At 63.9% G+C, this 18,733-nt stretch carries 13 protein-coding genes and 2 pseudogenes; 13 read left to right on the top strand and 2 right to left on the bottom strand.

Annotated features, from left to right (window positions below; genetic code table 11):
* The first annotated feature begins 118 nt into the window (after nucleotides 1-118).
* From QM615_RS00320 to QM615_RS00300, 5 genes are all read left to right on the top strand, one after another.
* The gene (locus QM615_RS00320) at nucleotides 119-1,477 is read left to right on the top strand and encodes a serine/threonine-protein kinase (protein WP_262498322.1); all 1,359 of its coding nucleotides are present in this window, start codon (nucleotides 119-121) and stop codon (nucleotides 1,475-1,477) included.
* A 30-nt stretch (nucleotides 1,478-1,507) separates the two neighbouring features.
* Nucleotides 1,508-2,848 (top strand): flavin monoamine oxidase family protein, encoded by a 1,341-nt coding sequence (locus QM615_RS00315; RefSeq protein ID WP_149405699.1) that lies wholly within the window; start codon nucleotides 1,508-1,510, stop codon nucleotides 2,846-2,848.
* Nucleotides 2,849-2,953: 105 nt separating this feature from the next.
* The gene (locus QM615_RS00310) at nucleotides 2,954-4,420 is read left to right on the top strand and encodes an alanine/glycine:cation symporter family protein (protein WP_094688591.1); all 1,467 of its coding nucleotides are present in this window, start codon (nucleotides 2,954-2,956) and stop codon (nucleotides 4,418-4,420) included.
* An 87-nt stretch (nucleotides 4,421-4,507) separates the two neighbouring features.
* Nucleotides 4,508-6,112, top strand: coding sequence for an SLC13 family permease (locus QM615_RS00305; protein ID WP_149405698.1), 1,605 nt, complete (start codon nucleotides 4,508-4,510; stop codon nucleotides 6,110-6,112).
* 186 nt (nucleotides 6,113-6,298) lie between these two features.
* Complete coding sequence (locus QM615_RS00300) at nucleotides 6,299-8,362, top strand: AMP-binding protein (RefSeq protein ID WP_149405697.1); 2,064 nt, start codon at nucleotides 6,299-6,301, stop codon at nucleotides 8,360-8,362.
* Nucleotides 8,363-8,365: 3 nt separating this feature from the next.
* Here QM615_RS00300 and QM615_RS00295 read toward each other — a convergent pair whose 3' ends face one another.
* A complete protein-coding gene (locus tag QM615_RS00295) occupies nucleotides 8,366-9,295 on the bottom strand; it encodes an SDR family NAD(P)-dependent oxidoreductase (RefSeq protein WP_149405696.1) in 930 nt (309 codons plus the stop codon).
* A gap of 135 nt (nucleotides 9,296-9,430) precedes the next feature.
* On the opposite strand from QM615_RS00295, the pseudogene QM615_RS22405 reads away from it, so the two are divergent.
* The 4 genes and pseudogenes from QM615_RS22405 to QM615_RS00270 all read left to right on the top strand — a co-directional run bounded on the left by QM615_RS22405 (nucleotide 9,431) and on the right by QM615_RS00270 (nucleotide 12,271).
* A pseudogene (locus tag QM615_RS22405) lies at nucleotides 9,431-10,250 on the top strand (helix-turn-helix domain-containing protein).
* A gap of 401 nt (nucleotides 10,251-10,651) precedes the next feature.
* Nucleotides 10,652-10,879, top strand: a complete 228-nt coding sequence (locus tag QM615_RS00280; protein WP_149405695.1) for a hypothetical protein — start codon at nucleotides 10,652-10,654, stop codon at nucleotides 10,877-10,879.
* A 79-nt stretch (nucleotides 10,880-10,958) separates the two neighbouring features.
* Entirely contained in the window at nucleotides 10,959-11,402 is a 444-nt protein-coding gene (locus QM615_RS00275) for a carboxymuconolactone decarboxylase family protein (protein WP_149405694.1), read from the top strand.
* A gap of 50 nt (nucleotides 11,403-11,452) precedes the next feature.
* Nucleotides 11,453-12,271, top strand: coding sequence for an Fpg/Nei family DNA glycosylase (locus tag QM615_RS00270; RefSeq protein WP_149405693.1), 819 nt, complete (start codon nucleotides 11,453-11,455; stop codon nucleotides 12,269-12,271).
* A gap of 295 nt (nucleotides 12,272-12,566) precedes the next feature.
* Here the strand turns inward: QM615_RS00270 and QM615_RS00265 are convergent, their stop codons facing one another.
* Nucleotides 12,567-13,031, bottom strand: a complete 465-nt coding sequence (locus QM615_RS00265; RefSeq protein WP_149405692.1) for an SRPBCC family protein — start codon at nucleotides 13,029-13,031, stop codon at nucleotides 12,567-12,569.
* Nucleotides 13,032-13,305: 274 nt separating this feature from the next.
* Between QM615_RS00265 and QM615_RS00260 the strand changes: the two genes are divergently transcribed.
* From QM615_RS00260 to QM615_RS22400, 4 genes and pseudogenes are all read left to right on the top strand, one after another.
* Nucleotides 13,306-14,250 carry a methionyl-tRNA formyltransferase gene (locus QM615_RS00260; RefSeq protein WP_149405691.1) on the top strand — a complete coding sequence of 315 codons (945 nt, stop codon included), beginning with the start codon at nucleotides 13,306-13,308 and terminating at the stop codon, nucleotides 14,248-14,250.
* Entirely contained in the window at nucleotides 14,247-15,959 is a 1,713-nt protein-coding gene (locus QM615_RS00255) for an ABC transporter ATP-binding protein (RefSeq protein ID WP_149405690.1), read from the top strand. The genes QM615_RS00260 and QM615_RS00255 overlap by 4 nt, the downstream gene beginning before the upstream one ends.
* Nucleotides 15,956-17,716 (top strand): ABC transporter ATP-binding protein, encoded by a 1,761-nt coding sequence (locus QM615_RS00250; protein WP_149405689.1) that lies wholly within the window; start codon nucleotides 15,956-15,958, stop codon nucleotides 17,714-17,716. Before QM615_RS00255 ends, QM615_RS00250 begins: the two co-directional genes overlap by 4 nt.
* Nucleotides 17,670-18,710, top strand: a pseudogene (locus QM615_RS22400) (condensation domain-containing protein); the annotation flags it as partial. The gene QM615_RS00250 and the pseudogene QM615_RS22400, both read left to right, overlap by 47 nt.
* Nucleotides 18,711-18,733 lie beyond the last annotated feature (23 nt).

The following is an 18,733-nucleotide window of genomic DNA, read 5'->3' as shown; positions in this document are numbered from 1 at the left end:
CGATCGGTCCCCACCCGGGTCATCATCTTGCCCGACTGCACCGTGATGTCCACAGCCGACTGCGGTCTGCACGTCGATCGACTGGTTATAAGGTGCTCGAAGGACTCGACGAACGGCGGTGACGACAGTGGGAGCGGACTCTCGTCCTCTTGCCCCTCACGACCGCCTCTTCGCGGACCGATACCGACTGGGCACCGTGTTGGGACGCGGCGCAATGGCCGACGTCGTGCACGCCGACGACGACGTTCTCGGCCGGTCCGTAGCGGTGAAGATATTTCGCCACGGTGAGCCGGCGGACTCTGCACAGCGCATCGATGCAGAAATTCGTACTCTCGCGTCGCTGTCGCACCCGGGTCTGGTGACGCTGTACGACGCGGGCACTGCACTCGACGACAGCGGGGTGCCGGTTCCGTACCTGGTGATGGAGCTGATCGACGGTCCGACTCTGAGTGCGTATCGCCGGAGCCGATCGATGAACGCCGCACACGTCGCGCGGATCGGTTACGAGTTGGCGGAAGCTCTCGCCTACATTCACGACCGGGGTGTGGTCCATCGGGACATCAAGCCGGCCAACATTCTCGTCGCGCAGGCACCGGAGGTGGGCGTGGGGCAATGCGCCAAACTTGCCGATTTCGGCATCGCCCGTATCGTCGACGCCGAACGACTCACCGAGCACGGCACCACAGTCGGTACTGCGCACTACCTCAGCCCGGAGCAGGCAACAGGTACGTCTGCGGGCCCACCGACGGACATCTATACGCTGGGTCTCGTTCTCATCGAATGCCTTACCGGCACAATGGTATTCGAGGGAAGCGCCGTGGCAGCAGCGGTGGCGCGCCTGCACCGCGATCCCGACGTCCCCGAGGGGCTCGGACCGGACTGGCACGCGCTGTTGACGGAGATGACAGCCAGACGCCCGGAGGATCGACCGGACGCAGCTGCGGTTGCCCACCGACTGCGCGGGCTCTCGCGCAGCACAACACCTCTTGCTCACACTGCCGTGATGCCAGTCGAACCCATCGACACGGCTGCGCCCTCAGCATTTCCCGCGTCGGCTACGGCCGAATCTCCCCGCCGCCGATGGATGATCCCGGCGGCAGCGGCTCTGTTCGTTTCGCTGGGCGCAGCGATCGTCTGGGTCGCAGTGGGCACGGGTGACGAGCCGGAGCCCATGTCACCTGCGACACCGACTCCGACAGTCGTGGAGTCGCCGACCGTTGCGGCCACAACACCTGCACCTGAGCCCGCACCTGCGACCTCGATCCCGGTCTTCTCGAACCCGCCCGAGCCTGCACCCGTCCCCACGTCGAATCCGGATCCGATCGAACCGGCCGCGCCTGCACCGCTCCCGCCGGGAAACGGCAACGGAAATCCAGGGAACGGCAATTCGGGAAACGGCAACGGCACCAGCGGGAACGGCAATTCAGGAAACGGCAACAGCGGGAATGGAAACGGCAATTCCGGCCGAGGGAACTGACCCCACGGCCGTCGGCGGACAGGAGTGACGGTGACACACGTCGATACCCTCGTGGTCGGGGCAGGTATTTCCGGCTTGGTCGTTGCGAGACTCCTGCATCGTGCCGGTCAGCGAGTCGTCGTTCTCGAGGCCAGAGACCGCGTGGGCGGTCGGGTCTGGACGATGCGCACCGCCGACGGCATCCTCGATGTCGGAGCGTCCTGGATTCACGGAACGGACGACAACCCTCTCGCCGATGCCGTAGACGCCTTCGGAATGCGGACCGTCGAGCTCACCGTCGGTAGCTACCAGCCCGACGGCAGGCCCATCGCGTACTACTCCCCCACCGGGACCAGGTTGAGCGATGAGTCCGCCGCGCAGTTCGGCGCCGACGTTCACCACTTCGACGAACTGTTCGCCGCGACGGTTGCAAAGTCGTCCCCGGGGACATCGTTCGGAGACGCAGTGGAAGCAACTCTGACGCAACTGGATTGGAACATCGACCGACTCGAACGAGTTCGCGAGTTCCTCGGACATCGAGCCGAGGAACAGTTGGGAGTAGGAAAAGACCTCCTCGACGCGCACGGTTTGGACGACGACGCCATCGAGGGCGACGAAGTCGTGTTCCCCGACGGTTACGACGAGCTGGCGGTTCGATTGGCCGTGGGGCTCGACGTCCGGCTCGAACACGTGGTGAGGCAGGTCCGTTGGGGTCGAGACGGAGTTGGGGTCGACACCGGATCCGGGACGTTCTCGGCCGAGCGCGCTGTGGTGACGGTGCCGATCGGAGTACTGAAGTCGCCGACGTTCACCGTGGAACCGCCTCTACCGGAACCTGTTTCGGGTGCACTGGAACGACTCGAGATGAATGCATTCGAGAAGGTCTTCCTTCGGTTCCCCACCAAGTTCTGGGACGAGAACGTCTATGCCGTTCGGCAGCAGGGCGAAGCCGGGCGCTGGTGGCACTCCTGGTACGACGTGACCATGCCCCAGGGACGTCCGACGCTTCTGACGTTCGCAGCGGGTACCTGTGCGCAGCAGACTCGGCACTGGTCGGACGCGCGCATCGCGGACTCGGTTCTCGAGGCGCTGCGTGGCCTGTACGGCGACCGGGTCGTTGCACCGGACCGCGTGTATGTCACTCGCTGGCAGGACGATCCGTTCTCGTACGGTTCGTACTCGTACATGACGGTGGGTTCACGTACGCGCGATCACGACGACCTGGCCACTCCGATCGGCGATGTACTTCATGTCGCCGGTGAAGCGACCTGGACCGATGATCCGGCAACGGTCACAGCGGCGTTGAAGTCGGGACACCGTGCAGCAGAACGTATTTTGGGACGATCGATACCGTTCGACGACATCTGGGGCACCACGGAGCACCGGCAGTAGGTTCCGAACCCACCTCGCGCGTCTGTAGTTGGGTGCAAACTTTCGACCATCTGCGAGTAATGTGCTGTCGACGCACCCACACACCGAGCACTCCAGGATGGCACCGTGGATACCGTCAGTTCGATAATCGACTTCTTGGCAGATCGTCTCTACAGCGTCTTCCTGATCTACTTGTTGATCGGCGTCGGACTGTACTTCACCGTTCGCACCAAATTCGTTCAGATTCGACTTCTTCCGTCGATGTTCAAGGCAATCGGCGGATCTCGGTCGAATGCCGAGGGCGGCATCTCGGCGTTCCAGGCCTTCTGTGTCGGCCTGGCGTCCCGGGTGGGTACGGGAAACATCGCAGGTGTTGCCATCGCGATCACTCTCGGCGGACCGGGTGCAATCTTCTGGATGTGGCTGGTCGCGGTGGTCGGCATGGCGACGGCGTTCATCGAGGCGACTCTGGCGCAGATGTACAAGGTGCGCAATCCCGACGGCAGCTTCCGGGGCGGTCCTGCCTACTACATCCAATTGGGTCTGGGTTCGCGTCGATGGGGAATCGTCTTCGCGTGCCTGCTGATCTTCGCTTTCGGCTTCGCATTCAACATGGTTCAGGCGAACACCATCACCGAATCGTTCTCGTCCACGATGAACATCGATGCCGGGTGGATCGCAGTGTTCCTGGTGGTGCTGTCTGCTCCGATCCTCTTCGGTGGTGTCCGGCGAATCGCGCGGGTGGCCGAGTACCTGCTCCCCGTCATGGCTCTGGTGTACGTCTTGCTCGCATTGGTGATCGTGGCGATGAACATCGGCGAGATCCCGACGGTCTTCGGTCAGATCGTCTCCAGCGCATTCGGTTTGAACGAGGCGATCGGCGGCACGACGGGCGGAATCCTGGCCGCCATGCTCAACGGTGTCAAGCGCGGACTGTTCTCCAACGAGGCAGGTATGGGCAGCGCGCCCAACGCCGCAGCGACCGCGACGGTGTCCCATCCGGTGAAGCAGGGTCTGATCCAGTCGCTCGGAGTCTTCTTCGACACCATCGTCATCTGCAGTGCGACAGCGTTCATCATCCTGGTCTCGGGCGTGTACGACATCAGCAACCCGAGCGGAGTGGCGGGCGCGGTTCTGACTCAGGACTCGATCTCAGCTCAGCTGGGCACGTGGACCACGATTCCGATGACACTGTTGATCTTCACGTTCGCGTTCTCCTCGATCCTGGGCAACTATTCGTACGCCGAGATCAATCTCAATTTCCTCGGAGTCGAGGGCAAACTGCTGAACCTGTTGCGCACCATCGTCCTTGCAGCCATCGGCTTCGGCTCCCTGTCCGCGCTGACGACGGTATGGGCACTCGCGGACGTCGCCATGGCGGCAATGGCAACCGTGAACCTGGTAGCCATTGCGCTGCTGGGCAAATGGGCCTTCGGTGCGCTGGCGGACTTCGAGGCGATGCGGCGCGAAGGTCGCGACGACAAATTCGTCGGACGCGGAAACAGCCATCTGCCGGGCGACCTACCCGGCGACGTGTGGGATCCGGTGCTCGACAACGATCCGGCGGCGAACAAGCCCGACGTCGCGCGGTAGTCGAAGCGAGCGTCGACACTGTTCGATTCGGACCTTCCGGACAATTCACACGTTAGGGTGATGAAACGTCCACACCGAGGAGGTTCCATGACGCAGGTCGGCGACGACGAGAAGGCCGGTCGCGCATCCGAAGGCCACGACTTCGACGAAGTGGATCGGAGATCGGCCGGAGAACGCGAAGACGAAGTGCAGCCCGGTCGCCGCAAGCGGCAATGGGTCGGACTCGGCGCAGGCGTCCTGTTGGCACTTGTCGTCTATCTGGTTCTCCCGGAGGACGTGGCGCACCCGGCACGGCTGACGGCAGCCACCGCGGTATTGATGGGCATCTGGTGGATGACCGAGGCGGTGCCCATCCCGGCGACCGCACTGCTACCCCTTGTCATCTTTCCGGTATTCGACTCCGGCGTCGTCGTCAACGACGTGGGTGCCTCGTACGGCAACAACATCATCTTTCTGTTCATGGGCGGCTTCCTCCTGGCGCTGGCCATGCAACGGTGGAATCTGCATCGCCGTATCGCGCTGCTGACGGTCAACGCCATGGGCACCAAACCGACCATGGTGATCGCCGGGTTCATGATCGCGACCGGCTTTCTGTCGATGTGGGTTTCCAACACGGCCACCGCTGTGATGATGATTCCGATCGGTGTCTCGGTCCTCGTTCTGGTTCTCGACATCGGCAGGAAGGCCGGAGCTGTACCCGGCTCCGACGGTGAAGCGAGCCCGGACGCCGAGACCATCACACAGGCCGTCATCAAGAGCAACTTCGGCACCGCTCTGATGCTCGGTATCGCCTATGCGGCATCGATCGGCTCACTCGGAACGATCATCGGCACCCCGCCCAACACCTTGCTGGTCGGCTACCTGGAGGGGCAGGGAATCACCATCGGATTCCTGCAGTGGATGATCGCCGGCGTTCCGCTCGCCGTGATCCTGCTCGTGATCGCCTGGTTCCTGTTGACCCACGTGATGTTCAAGCCGGAGATCGACGACATACCCGGCGGCAAACAGCTGATCAGAGGTGAACTGGACGCCCTGGGCAGGATGTCGCAGGGAGAGATTCGGGTCGCGATCATCTTCTGCCTGGCGGCCGCTTCCTGGGTGGGGGTTCCGTTGCTCTTCGACAGCCCGCCGATATCCGACACCGGCATCGCCATGACCGCAGCTCTCCTGCTGTTCCTGCTTCCCAGCGGCAGCAAGAAGGGTGTGCGTCTGATCGATTGGGAGACCGCCGTCAAACTCCCGTGGGGCGTGTTGTTGCTGTTCGGCGGCGGGCTCGCCCTGTCGGCACAGTTCGAGTCCAGCGGCCTGACGGAGTGGATAGGTAGCGTCGCAGGCGGTCTCGACACGATTCCGGTGGTCATGTTGGTCGTCGTCGCCACGGCCGCGATCATCTTCCTGACCGAGATCACGAGCAATACCGCGACAGCGGCGACTTTCCTCCCGGTAGCAGGGGGCGTCGCGATGGGCATGAACATCGATATTCTGGTCCTGACCGTCCCCGTAGCGCTGGCCGCGACCTGTGCGTTCATGCTGCCGGTCGCGACTCCACCGAATGCGGTGTCCTATGCCAGTGGATACATCACGATCGGTCAGATGATGCGTGGTGGTTTCTGGCTCAATCTGATCGCCATCTCGTTGATCACCATCGCCGCGTACACGGTGTTCGCATGGTCGCTGGGCATCCAGTTCTGACGCGCTGGACAGGAAAAATCCACGATCGAAGACCGACTTCGGCTGATTTCGCCCAGACAAGCGTGCTTCGGGTTTACGATGACGACTTCATCCAGGCGGATGACCCGTTCCAGGTGCGCGCCGCCATCCCCTGGTCGGTGTTGAGTCGGCGTCCCTGCCGGCTCGGCAAGGTACGGGGGGTGGGGCATGGTCTCGGACGTCATCGACTGCAGCACGGTCTTCGCACACGACATCGAGCAGGTCTGCGGGGTCTTGAGCGCGGTCGAGCTGTTCCCACGCTACTTCCCCGGGCTCGACTACTGCGTGCTCCGTGAATCCACGGCCGGCTACCGGTGCGGAGTCGGCGGTGTCGAGCACGCCCTCGACCTGGTGGTGAACAGACGAAACCGGCCGATCATCACCATCGAGCACGTCGAGTCCGGCGGATTCATCAGATTCACCCTCACTGCGCGCTCGGCAGGCGAGACGAAGATCGATGTCACCGTGTTCAGAGCGGGCCTCGGCGGGTCGTACTCGCCCCAACCCGAGCACAACCGCGCGGTGGTCGATTGGGTGATGGGTGGTCTACGCCGACTGGACAACTGCCTGTCCGGCACCTCGACGTCGATCGTGTCCAATACCGGCGATTCTCGGTCACTCCCGTTGGCAATCATGAAGACGATGGTGGGAACCGGCGTCATTCGTGCTGCACGTCCCGACCGCGCGTACAAGCAGCTGAACTCACTGGCGAAATGGGGCTTCACTCTGGGCGGAGGCTTCGCGGCCGCAGCAGCGAAGTCGCCGAACGCGATTGCCTTGATCGACGACCGAGGGACTCGCACTTTCGCAGAGATCCACCAGCGATCGCACCGCATCGCCGCAGGTCTCGATGCGGCCGGAATCAGTCCCGGTAGCACCGTCGGCATTCTGGCCCGAAACCACTCCGGGATGATCGAGTGCACCGTCGCGTGCGGCATGCTCGGGGTCGAGGTGGTCCTTCTCAACACCGGTCTCGCTGCCCGCCAGATCGAGACCATTTCCGCCCGACACCAGCTCCGAGTGCTGTTCGTCGACGACGAGTTCGACTCGATGGTTCGCTACCTGCCCGACGCCGTCACTCGTGTGAGCCTGTCGTCTCATACCGCCGTTCCGCGTCGACGCACCCTCGAACACTTCGTCGCAGCACCGTCCGCGACGTTCACGAGGCCGGACAGACCCGGTTCGGTGGTCGTGTTGACCTCGGGAACCAGCGGGTCACCGAAGGGTGCGGTTCGTCCCACACCGAAGGGCTTCGGAACTGTTGCAGCCATGCTCTCTCGCATGCCCCTCCGGATGAACGAGACGATGTTGATCGCGGCACCGATGTTCCACAGCTGGGGGTTGGCGGCACTGCAGATCAGTACGCCGCTGCGCGCCACGGTGGTTCTTCAGGATCGATTCGATCCGGAGGACTGCTTGCGGGCTATCGAGGCGCACCGTTGCACCTCGCTGATCGCAGTTCCGATCATGCTGCAGCGGATACTCGACCTGCCCGACGAGGTCCGATCACGCTACGACACTTCGAGCCTGCGCGTCGTCGCATGCAGTGGGTCGGCATTGACCGGATCGACCGTGAGCCGCTTCATGGACGTCTTCGGTGACGTCCTCTACAACTTCTACGGTTCCACCGAGGTCTCGTGGGCAACGATCGCCACCCCCGAAGACTTGCGCGCCGCCCCCGCCACTGCCGGGCGCCCTCCGCTGGGTACGACGGTCGCGGTACTCGACGCGGACGGTACTGCCGTTCCGGTGGGAACCCTCGGCCGAATCTTCGTCGGCAACGACATGCTCTTCGACGGGTACACCAACGCCCAACCGCCGTCGACGGCGTCCGCCCGCGGAGCTGCGCTGATGGATACCGGCGACCTGGGGTACATCGACTGCAACGGGCGGCTGTTCGTCTGCGGCAGGGACGACGAGATGATCATTTCCGGAGGCGAGAACGTCTTTCCCGGCCCCGTCGAGGATGCCATCGCCAATCTTCCTCAGGTCGGCGAGGTCGCGGTCGTCGGTGTGCCCGACAGCGAATACGGGCAGCGTTTGGCCGCATTCGTCGTCGGCCGCGGATCAGCGGGCCTCGATGCGGACATGGTGCGCGCCTACATCCGAAACCGTTTGAGCCGCTTCTGCGTTCCCCGTGACATCACATTCCTCGACGAACTGCCCCGAACCGCGACCGGCAAGGTGATGAAGAGGATGCTGATCGAGCCGCCTACCGCCGCTGGGATGTAATCGTCATTCGACGGCACGGGCAGCAATGGCCCAGAGCCGTTCGGCGACATCGAGATCGAGGGCGTACGAGGCCACGGAGTTCGCCAGTTCGGTGATGTCGGTAGGTCTGTGATCGACGGCGATCGCTTCCCGATTGTCGTTGAAGTACCGGCCACCGATGCCATCCAGTTGTCCACTGGTAGCGACCATCACGGATGTCGACGCGCCTTGCGCCGGGGTCTTCTGCAGTTCGATGGGAGTGGCGAGCGTGCCACCGACATGGCGTTGCAGAGAGGTCGCGATTGCTCCCGGGTTCACAGAGTTGACCGTGATTCCGTCGTCCGCCCACCGTGAGGTCGCGGCCACTCCGAACAGAACGACGGCAGTCTTGGACTGACCGTAGGCCTGCAGCGGGTCGTAGGGCCGGAAGCGAAAGTCGATGTCGTCGAACACTATCGGCGAGAACAGGTGAGCCGAGGAAGCCACCGACACCACGCGCGCGCCGTCGGCGAGCCGCAGGGCGTCGTGAAGGCCTGTCGTGAGGGCGAAGTGGCCGAGGAAATTGGTCGCGAACTGCCTTTCCCACGTGTTCTCGACCAGGGTCAGCTCTTGGATGGCCATGACACCCGCGTTGTTGACGAGCAGATCCAGGGGCTCGTCCCACGCGTCGACGAATGCTCTCACCGATGCGGTGTCGGTGAGGTCGAGCTCGCGTACGTCTATCTCGGAATATTCGGTGTCGGCGACGATCTCCGCGGCAACTCTCCTGGCGGCGACGACGTCGCGGACAGCGAGGGTGACCCGTGCTCCGCGGCGAGCGAGCGTCCGAGCGGTCTCGATCCCGATGCCCGACGCGCCCCCGGTGACGATGGCGCGATTGCCTGACAGATCGATGCCTTCGCTGACCTCGTCGGCGGTGGCGTCGGCACCGAACGGTGTGACGATTCTCGTCATTTCGCACTCCTTCTCGTGAATCCGCTGTGTGCGGCACTCCCAGAGTGAGGTACTCCCAGGAACCATCACGAGCCCGCGGCATCCTGGGTTCGTGCGGGCTACTCATCACCCAGGTTCCGGATCTACGGTGGAGCGATGGACAACCACGAGGCGCTCGGTGGGTACCTTCGAGCGCGCCGCGAGCAGCTCGAACCCGAGGATGTGGGCCTCATCGGTGGTGGGAGGCGTCGCATTCGCGGTCTGCGCCGTGAGGAGGTCGCGATGCTCGCGGGAATCAGCACCGATTACTACGTTCGGCTCGAGCAAGGCCGCAACCAGACTCCGTCGACGCAGGTGCTCGACGCCCTGGCCGCGGTGTTGCGTCTCGACGCCGACAGCATTGCATACCTGCACGCTCTGGGCACTCCCCCTACATCGTCTCGCCGTCCAGCGAGGAGGAGGGGGCGAGTGTCGGCCGGAACTCTTCGGTTTCTCGACGCGTTGCCGATGCCGGCGTTGATTCACGATCGCCGCTTCACGGTGTTGGCCGCGAATCGAATGGCAACGGCCCAACAACTCCCCTGGGATCAACCTGCTCCGTGCGGTATTTCTCGATGCCGACGAGCGAGAGTTGCACCGCGACTGGAGCCGCGTCACCACCGACGCCGTGGCTGGAATTCGGGCTGTGTCGGCGACGCATCTCGACGACGAGGTCCTCACCGCACTGGTCGGCGAACTGTCGATCGCGAGCGCGGTGTTCAGGCAGCTGTGGGCGCGCCATGACGTACATCTGAGAACGGGCGGCACCAGCCTTCTCGATCACCCCGAGGTCGGACCCCTCGACCTTCGGCACGAGAAACTGACCGTTGCGGGTACCGATGGCCAGACCCTGGTTGCCTATCACGCCGAACCGAACAGCCCCTCGGCCGATGCATTGCAGCTCTTGGGCACCCTCGCCGCCCACGCACACCGTTAGTAGCCGCTCGGTCGCCGCATTTCGCCGATCGTTCACTTGGTGCCGCGCTTTGTATCTACTATCTCAGTTGCTTGACTATTCAGAATCTGAGATTGTTGATCGCCGACACGGGAGGAACGCGAATCGATATGTCGAAGGCATCGGAAGGCCCCCGAGTGGGAAGGCCCTCGCAGGAACGGGGCGAGCATTCTTCCTTTCTTCAGCTGTTCCTCGAAGCAACTCGTGCAGAACAAGTCTCCGACGACACACAACCTGCGCGGGACGACCGTGACGGAGGGACAGTTCCTCCGCGCTGAGCGGAGCGAAAGACACCTACGTCCCGGTTCCACCACCCGAGCAGGTCCCAGGTCTCATAATCGACAGAGGCCGGTCGGGTTTCGGAGATGAGGATCGGAGACATCATGGACACATCGTTGGCAGTCTTTGCCGTGGTCGCAGGCTTCGCCGTCGTTCTGGGTGCCTTCGTACTGATCGCACGCATACTTCGCTCGCGCATGCGGCGCGGCCGTTTTCACGGAATCGAAAGCGCTGTCGGAGGATCGGCCTTCATGGGCGCGCCACGCGAGCGGGGGATCACTCCACCTGATCACGGTGATCCACGAACGAACGCCGAACAGAGCGAGCCGTGACCGACTTCGCTTCCGCCTGCGGTTCCGCTGGAACCCCTGCCATGATCTGTCGACACGCAGACGAAGGAGAGAAACCACCATGATCGACGACGAGGCCACGAGTCGAAACACGGGGCCGCGCTTCGAGGACGGGCTCGAGGTCCGTCGAAACGTGATGGGCCACGAGTACGTCGAGAAGGCGTTTGCCAGTGCCGCCGACACCGACTCCGCTGCCCTGCAGGACTTCGTCACCGACACCGTGTGGGGCGGCGTGTGGACGCGGCCCGGCCTCGACAACCGCAGTCGGAGCCTGCTCAACCTCGGCATCCTCATCGCGCTACGCGCCCACGAGGAACTCGCAGGACACGTACGCGGAGCTCTCCGCAACGGCCTCACCCGAACTGAAATCACCGAAACTGTCGTCCACACGGCGGGGTACTGCGGTGCGCCTGCGGCGCTGGCTGCGATGCGCGTCGTGCAGAATGTGCTCGATGCCGAACTGGGTCCGCTGGTGCCCGTGAGGGACGACGAACGAGCCGAATGACCGATGGCGGCACCCGCGCATAGTGTCGACGAAGTGGGTACACCGGATGCATGCCGGAACTACCCGAAGTCGAAAACGCCCGACAGGTCGTCGAGAAAGCTCTCGGTCGCGTCATCGTCGACATCGATGACACCGATACGTTCGAGTGCCGACCTCATATGCCGGGCGATATTGCCGGCGCACTGATCGGCGGGAAACTCACCGAGGCGCGTCGACGGGGTAAGGCGATGTGGTGCGAGACCGTCACGGCCGACGGCTCGAGCGGGCCGACCCTCGGCATACACCTGGGCATGGGCGGACGCGTCATCGTCACCGCTCCCGACGGCGAGCGGACGTCGCAGTACGGAGGCGGCGATCCCCATGTCGGCGACCGCCCGACCGACAAGCCGGAGTGGACTCGGTTCTCCATGACGTTCGACGACGGTGGACAGCTCCGACTCTTCGACAAGCGCCGACTCGGCCGGGTTCGACTCGAACCCGACATCGACGCTCTCGGTCCGGATGCCGCGGAGATCACGCGCGACGATTTCCGCCACCGAATCGGTTCCAGCGGTGCACCTCTCAAGGCACGCCTGCTCGATCAAGCGGCGATAGCGGGGGTCGGCAATCTACTGGCCGACGAGGTGCTGTGGCAGAGCGAGCAATCACCGTCCAGGCGGGCCAACACGCTCACGACGGAGGAGCTCGACGAGCTTCGTGTTGTTCTGCGTCGCGCTGTTCGATCGGCCACGAAGAAAGGTGGAGTGCACACCGGGGAGATCATTCCGTTCCGAAAAACCGATGCGGCGTGCCCGCGATGTGGTGCCCCGATGGCACGCGGAACGGTGGGCGGTCGCACAACCTGGTGGTGTTCTCGTGAACAATCCTGATCCGATCCATCGTGCGGGACGTGCTCGATAATGCTGTGAGACCGCATTTTTCGGCATTGTCACACGAGATCGCATGCAGCGAAGACTCACCGGACGCCGACCTCCCCGACGAGGCGCGCACCGAACTCGTAGCGAACAAGCTGCCGCCGGTTCCCGCGAGCCTCGCCGTGGAGTCGACCGCACGGCCACCTTTACGTCGACGGACTCCCCGCGGCGTTGGATGCCGATAGAGAGTGTCGACGCCACAGCGTTCTACGGCTGAGCTGAGGCGGTGCGTCCCAGAAGAGTCGTTGGGTCAGGACGTCGCTTCGACCGCGAGGCGAGCCAGTGTGTCGTTCAGCTGATCCTCGGTGACCAGAGGGAACTTGATCTGCTCGAGCAACTTCTTGTCGGTGACCTTGGACCAGTCGTAGGTATGACGGACCAACGTCTCGTTCGGGCCCTGAGACTCGAGCTCCCACAGCCACTCCCAGCCGGGAGGCTCGTTGCCTGCGGGTGCCGTCGTCCATGCGACCAGCTTGTCCTTGATGTAGCCCGTCACATGGTTGTCGGTCTGGTACTCGCCGCCCATGTGATCGCCCTGCATGTTCATCGTGAACTTCTCGCCGACCTTCTGAATCCGGTCGGCGTGGTCGACACTTCGTACGAAGCCTGATCCATCGAGCGCCTGATGCCGCTCGGGGTTGGTCAGCACGTCGAAAACAGCGTCGACGGGAGCTTCTATGGTTCGTTCGACTGTGACTTTCGTGTTGTCGGTCATTCTTCCTCTGTGCCCAGAGTTCGACACATTCAATCGCGGCACCGCCGAAAGATTCGATCGAACCGTCGTCACACCGCGTCCCAACTGGGCTTTTTCGTCGACGTCTCTGCAGTTCGGGGCCACTTCGCCCACCCACCTGACCCTTGGGTTGATGGTAGGCTAGCCTAACTATCGGCTCGGGGTGATCGATCGCGTACGACGTGAATCCTCGGTGGCCACCTACAAGGCGAGGCACTGTGCCACTTCGTCGGAGCAGAGACATGGAGATGAGCCAATGCGGGTAGTGCTGTTCGGTTTCCAGACTTGGGGTCACAAGACGTTGCAGACGCTCGTGGACTCACGCCACGACGTCGTCGCGGTAGTGACGCATCCGGTCAGCGAGCAAGCCTACGAGAGCATTTGGTCCGATTCCGTCGAAGATCTCGCACGCAATCACGGCATCGAGGTGTACTTGGCGAAGCGTCCCGACAAAGCGCTGGAGGAACGTCTGCAGCTGTGGGCACCGGACATCATCGTTGCGAACAACTGGCGGACCTGGTTGCCTCCCGAGATTTTCGCGATGCCTCCGCACGGCACGGTCAACCTGCACGACTCATTGCTTCCCGCCTTCACCGGATTCTCTCCGGTGATCTGGGCGCTGATCAGTGGTGCCGCCGAGACCGGACTGACGGCGCACCGAATGGACGGCGAACTCGACACCGGCGATGTCATCACCCAACGAGCGGTTCCGATCGGACCGAGGGACACCTCCACCGATCTCGTCGAGGCGACGATCGACTTGATCCCCGAGGTGCTGCTGGACGCACTCGAGAGTATCGAGAACGGCACGGCCACATGGACTCCGCAGGATCTGACGAAACGAACGTTCTTCCACAAACGACACGAGTCGGACAGCTGCATCGACTGGACCTGGCCTGCCGAGGACCTGGACAGATTGGTTCGTGCGATGTCCGATCCCTATCCCAACGCCTACACCTTCCACAAAGGCCGAAAGCTTCGAATCATCACCGCTCACGTCTCGGACGGCATCTACGGCGGAACACCCGGTCGGATATTCATCAGGGAGGGCGCGGGAATGGTGATCGTGTCCGGCCCCGACGCCCACCGCGGCACCAACCACGGACTCGTCATAGATCGCGTGCGCACCGAAAGTGGGGACGATGTCGATGCGCTCGATTACTTCGTGACCGGCGGCGGCTACCTCACGCCCACGGCATGAGGGACGACGTCACAGGCGGGCGAATCGTCCGTCTAACACTGACGCGCAACAAGCGCAGAGTGAGCATCGGAACACTGCTCATCTGCATCCACCAGCTTGCCGAGACTGCAGTTCCGATCGCGTTGGGGTGGATCATCGACTCGGCGATCTCCTCGGGCGACGTCCCCTGGTTCGTCCTCTCGATCGTCGGACTTGCAGCGTTGTTTCTCTGTCTGACAACGGCTTACCAGTTCGGTATGCGGTTCCTCAACGTCGCTCTGCAGCACGAGGCGCACCGCATACGAATGGAGGTCACCGGTCGAATTCTCGATCCGCGTGGCCTGGACACAACTCTGCGGGGTGGTGAGCTACTGACCATTTCCAGTACCGACGCCGAACAGTCGGCATGGTTCCTGGATCTGTTCCCGCGCATCGCGGCCGCTGCCACCGCCGTCGTCGCCACGGCCATTGCGTTGATGGTCATCGACGTGCCGTTGGGACTCGCCATCTTCATCGGCACCCCGATCTTCGTCGCCGTGCTTCAGCTCGTCGCACCGCGGGTGACCAGGCGGGCGGCCGAGCAGCAGCGAACGGTCGCCGAGGCGACTGCGCTGGCCACCGACCTCGTCAGCGGGCATCGGTCGATCGAAGGTATCGGCGCGGAAACCGTAGCGGCGACGCGCTATCGACAAGCGAGCGCGAAAGCCCTCGGTGCAGCACTGCTCACGGCGAGATCGCTGGCGACGCAATCGGGGATCACCACCGGCGTGAGCGCGGTGGTTGCTGCATCCGTCGCGGGGCTTGCCGGCTACTTCGCTCTCATCGGACGCATCACCGTCGGAGAATTGATTGCCGTCGTCGGTCTGGCGCAATTCCTCATCGAACCACTGGGTGTCTTGTCCTCCACCCCGGCGATCATCGCGCGGGCGCGGGCGTCCGCCGATCGCGTCGCCCTGGTACTGGGAGCGGATCGAATTCTGCACCACGGCAACCAGCACATCACCGGCAAGCGGCTCGATCTCGGACTCCGCGGCGTCACGCACCGGTCCTTGCAGAAGATCGACCTCGACATCGCGGCTGGGGAGACAGTCGGAATCCTGGCGTACGGGTCCGAGGACGCCGAGTCGATCGTGGCCGTTCTGTCCGGGCAGGTTTCGGCTGCCGACGTCAGCGGCGATGTTCTGCTCGCAGGCACGCCCACCCGCGACATCGAACTCGCGCAGGTCCGAGCGGCAATCGTGGTCGAACCACACGTCTCCGACCTGTTCGCCGACACGGTGAAGAACAACATCACTGTCGGACGCGAATACACCGACCGACAGCTCGATGGAGCGCTTCGCGCTTCGGGCGCAGACCAGATCGTCGACAGTCATACCGACGGTCTCGAACAGCGGCTGACCGAGAGGGGCGCCAATCTGTCCGGGGGACAACGACAACGCATCGCGCTGGCACGGGCCCTGTTCGCCGAGCCTCCCGTACTGGTGCTGCACGAACCGACCACCGCAGTCGATTCGGTCACCGAACACACCATCGCTCGGGGCATCGCGACTCTTCGTCACGGGCCCAACGTACGGACCCCGAAAACGACGATCATCGTGACCAGCAGTCCTGCATTGCTGTCCGTGGCTCACCGGGTAGTGGTGATACGTGACGGCCGAATCGCGGCGGACGCACCCCATTCCGTTCTTCTCGAACGGGCCGAGGGCTATGCCGAGGCGGTGCTGCGATGACCGACGACACCCGTCTGCCCATTGCAACCGCCGGACGATCGTGGTCGTGGCTACGCGGACAGCTCGCGGCCAGGCCAGGGCTCGTTGCAGTCACTCCGTTCGTCGGCATCGTCTCCGCCGTATCGGCTCTGGCACCGATCCTGATTCTCGGTCGCCTCGTCGACGAGGTCGTCGCGGGCGCGCCGCCGGGCCGGATCGTGATGGTGGTGGTTCTGGTCATGATCGCCGCAGGCGTCAACGGGGTGTTCGCCGGACTGATGGCTTACCTCGTGGCGAAGCTGGGCGAAGGCGTGGTGGCACAGCTGCGCGAGCAGGTGGTGACCCGAGTTCTCGCGCTCCCCACCCGCACGGTGGAACGGGCGGGACGCGGAGATGTGCTCTCGCGCATCAGCGATGACGTGTCCCAGGTGACCCGCGCCGTCAACGGCGTACTCCCCGCCGTGGTGAACGCGGTGTTGTTGATCGGGGTGTCCGTCGTGACGATGTACGGCATCGACTGGCGTCTCGGGCTGGCCGGCAGTTTGGCACTACCGTTGTACGTCACCGCTCTTCGGTGGTATCTGCCGCGCAGCGGCCCTCTCTACGCAGCCGAACGGGCCGCGATGGGCGACCGTTCGCAGGCGCTGATCAGCAACATCCAAGGCGCGCGCACGGTGCGCGCGTACCGCCGCGAAGACACAGCTGTCGCGTCCGTGGAGACGGAATCCGAACGGGCCAGGGACTTTTCCATCGCCACGTTCACACTGCTGACTCGCTTCGTCGGCAAGGAGAACCGCGCAGAACTGGTGGGTCTCACCATCATCCTGAGTACTGGGTTCTTCTTGGTCAGAGGCGATCTCGTGACTCTGGGCGCAGTCACCGCTGCAACGTTGATGTTCCATCGACTGTTCAACCCGCTCGGTACGGTGCTGTTCCTGTTCGACGATATCCAATCCGCCGGTGCCAGCCTCGATCGTCTCGTCGGCGTGGTCGACATGGCATCGACGCGAACGACAGGGATCGACGCCGAACCTGTCGACGCGACGTTGGAACTATCCGACGTCACGTACGCCTACGCCACCGGGGGCGACGTTCTGCACGGCATTTCGCTCAGCGTTCCCGCCGGAAGTACGGTGGCGGTGGTCGGCTCGACCGGTGCCGGAAAGACGACTGCCGCGCTTCTCGCAGCGGGGTCCCTCGAGCCCGACCGCGGCTCGGTCACGTTGGGCGGCATTCCGTTACGTGATCTCGGTACCGACCGACTCAGGCGGCACATCGCGATCCTCTCGCAGGACGTCCACGTCAGTGCCGGCCCTCTTGCCGACGATCTGAGGCTCGCGGACCCGGATGCCGACGACACCGCTCTGTGGGACGCCCTCGATCGGGTCCGAGCTGCCGACTGGGTCCGGGCTCTGCCGGAGGGCCTCGACACACGCATCGGGGAGAACGGGCATCCGCTCAGTGCATCCCAAGGGCAGCAGCTCGCACTGGCGAGGCTGATCCTGTCCGATCCCCCGGTCGCAATACTCGACGAAGCGACCGCGGAGGCCGGCAGTAGCGGAGCCCGCCTGCTCGAAGACGCCGCATCGGCAGCGACCGAGGGCCGGACCACGATGATCGTGGCGCACCGGCTGACACAGGCCGTGGCAGCAGACACGGTCGTGGTGCTCGAGCACGGCCGTGTCGTGGAATCCGGCACCCACGCCGATCTCGTGACGGCAGACGGCCGATATGCGCGTCTCTGGTCGGCATGGTCGGGCAGAACAGATGTCGAGTAGACGCACCCACGACGAGGAGACCCGGATGACCATGCTCGACGCACCTCGAATCACCCCCGCACAGAGAGCCGTCTGGACCGCCGCGCAGATCGACGCCGGCGAGGGCACGTACTCGCTGGCGTGGCGACTCGAGCTCCCCACGACCACCGACCCCGGGCGTCTTCACAGTGCGGTGTCAGCCACTCTCGCCGGGTTGCCGCATCTCGATCGCGCATTCACGCCGTCCCCGGACGGTGACCTCGACATCGTCGATGCGGTGCCCGGACGCATCGAGACACATGCGACGTCCGGATCGGACACGCACATCGATTCCCTCGTCACCGAGGCTCGGTCCAGGATCGGGTCGTCGGACACCGGCCCGATGCATCACCACATCGTCGCCGCCGCAGAAGACGGGCGGCTGTGGTGGATCCAGGCCTACCACCACGTCGTGATCGACGGCCTTTCGGTCGCCGCACTCACAGAACGGGTCGCCGACGTCTACAACGATGTTCGGACGGACCGATCCACGCGTCCTCGCACCGACACCGCCTCACCGAACGACGACCGCGACTACTGGGATGCGGTGATCGCGAGCCTGCCCGAAGATCAGGGTCTGCTCGAGCACACAGGACTGACGGTGTCGCACATCGCGGTCGAGCTACCGGAGAACGTCGTCGACCGCGTGCTCGCGTTGGCCGATCGCTCGCGCACGTCGCCGCGCCGCACGCTCGTCGGTCTCCTCGGTGCATACGCCGCAACGACGAGACCCGCAGGGCGGCAACCCATCCGCTTGGCAATCGCCGGCCGTGCCCCGGCGGAATCTCCGATCGCAATGACCTCGACCGTCGTGCCGTTCGTGCTCGAACACGGGGGCAGGACCGTCGTCGACGTGCTGGCGAACGTCGATTCCACCTTGACGCGGATGCGACCTCACACCGCGGTCGCACCCGATGTGGTGACCGAGCTGCTCCGGCTGCGGCGAGGAGACTCTGCGCTGATCGCTCCGGGAATCAATGTTCTGGTGGCCGAACGTGA

The organism is Rhodococcus sp. IEGM 1341 (assembly GCF_030056895.1).
Lineage (GTDB): Bacteria > Actinomycetota > Actinomycetes > Mycobacteriales > Mycobacteriaceae > Rhodococcoides.
This window is presented reverse-complemented; position numbering and strand designations above follow the sequence as displayed.

What these genes read in the sequence shown, in the direction of transcription:
- QM615_RS00270 (WP_149405693.1), top strand. Translation starts at nt 11,453, where the DNA reads ATGCCGGAACTACCCGAAGTCGAAAACGCCCGACAGGTCGTCGAGAAA.
- QM615_RS00255 (WP_149405690.1), top strand. Translation starts at nt 14,247, where the DNA reads ATGAGGGACGACGTCACAGGCGGGCGAATCGTCCGTCTAACACTGACG.
- QM615_RS00260 (WP_149405691.1), top strand. Translation starts at nt 13,306, where the DNA reads ATGCGGGTAGTGCTGTTCGGTTTCCAGACTTGGGGTCACAAGACGTTG.
- QM615_RS00250 (WP_149405689.1), top strand. Translation starts at nt 15,956, where the DNA reads ATGACCGACGACACCCGTCTGCCCATTGCAACCGCCGGACGATCGTGG.
- QM615_RS00275 (WP_149405694.1), top strand. Translation starts at nt 10,959, where the DNA reads ATGATCGACGACGAGGCCACGAGTCGAAACACGGGGCCGCGCTTCGAG.
- QM615_RS00280 (WP_149405695.1), top strand. Translation starts at nt 10,652, where the DNA reads ATGGACACATCGTTGGCAGTCTTTGCCGTGGTCGCAGGCTTCGCCGTC.
- QM615_RS00295 (WP_149405696.1), bottom strand. Translation starts at nt 9,295, where the DNA reads ATGACGAGAATCGTCACACCGTTCGGTGCCGACGCCACCGCCGACGAG.
- QM615_RS00265 (WP_149405692.1), bottom strand. Translation starts at nt 13,031, where the DNA reads ATGACCGACAACACGAAAGTCACAGTCGAACGAACCATAGAAGCTCCC.
- QM615_RS00305 (WP_149405698.1), top strand. Translation starts at nt 4,508, where the DNA reads ATGACGCAGGTCGGCGACGACGAGAAGGCCGGTCGCGCATCCGAAGGC.
- QM615_RS00300 (WP_149405697.1), top strand. Translation starts at nt 6,299, where the DNA reads ATGGTCTCGGACGTCATCGACTGCAGCACGGTCTTCGCACACGACATC.